This window comes from Mesorhizobium sp. M0800 (assembly GCF_040320095.1).
Lineage (GTDB): Bacteria > Pseudomonadota > Alphaproteobacteria > Rhizobiales > Rhizobiaceae > Mesorhizobium.
Genome location: NZ_JAMYOZ010000084.1, coordinates 1 through 857, shown reverse-complemented (window position 1 = coordinate 857; position 857 = coordinate 1). Strand labels below are relative to the sequence as shown.

Annotated in this window: 2 protein-coding genes; both read right to left on the bottom strand. The window is 67.6% G+C overall.

Annotation, left to right across the window (positions count from 1 at the left end; all coding sequences use genetic code 11):
- Window positions 1–199: hypothetical protein (locus NKI18_RS33325; RefSeq protein WP_352542976.1), on the bottom strand; the 199-nt coding region annotated here is incomplete at its 3' end.
- An 87-nt stretch (window positions 200–286) separates the two neighbouring features.
- The coding region (locus NKI18_RS33320) for a transposase (RefSeq protein WP_353022087.1) at window positions 287–857 on the bottom strand (571 nt) is incomplete at its 5' end.

Here is an 857-nt window from a genome sequence, read left to right as displayed (position 1 = left end):
CCATATGTGGACGGCGCCCTGCCTGCAACGGTTGTTTTGCGTCGTTTTCGATCGCTTGCGTCCATATGTCCGGCCTTTGAGCACGGTCCTTGCGGCCGCTGGCCAAGGTGGGGTTCGCGACGCCCGTTCCAATCATGCCAGCGGTTTCGTTGGCCAATGGATCCCTCGGAGTTTCGCGCGTCACGGATCGATCGATCACGCCATCTTCCTTCCGTTGCAAGAGCTTGTGTTCGGTGTTCCTCCGTTGCGGCCTATCCGGGCATGTCAGCGCCGTGCTGAGCCGCGGTCAGGGCTGGCCGCAGGCCACCGCCGTAGGCGGCGCGAAGCGGCCTTGAGGGCGGCGAGGAGGCGTCAGGTTGCCCGCCAGGCCGCAACGGTACGGCTCGCCGGTGATCATCATCTTCCAGGCAATGCGGGCGGTCTTGTTGGCGAGCGCCACAGCCGCCAGCTTCGGCGGCTTGCGCGCAATCAACGCCGCCAGCCACGGCGAGGCCTTGGCGCGGCCGCGACGCACCTGCTGGATGTGGGCCGTCGCGCCCACCACCAGCGCCTGCCGCAGCATCTCGTCGCCGGCCCGCGTGATCACCCCCAGCCGGTTCTTGCCGGCGGTCGAATGGTTCTTCGGCGTCAGCCCCAGCCACGCCGCGAAGTCGCGTCCCGAGCCGAACGCTGTCGCATCAGTGACCTTGACGCCGAGCAGGCTCGCCACGACCGGCCCGGCGCCGGGCATCGCAGCCAGCCGCTGTCCAGTCTCGTCCTTGCGGTGATGGGCCAACAGCTTCTTGTCGATTGCCGCGTATCGCGCGCACACCGCGCGGTATTCCTCGCCGAGCGTCTCAAGCAGTTCCTTTGCCAGC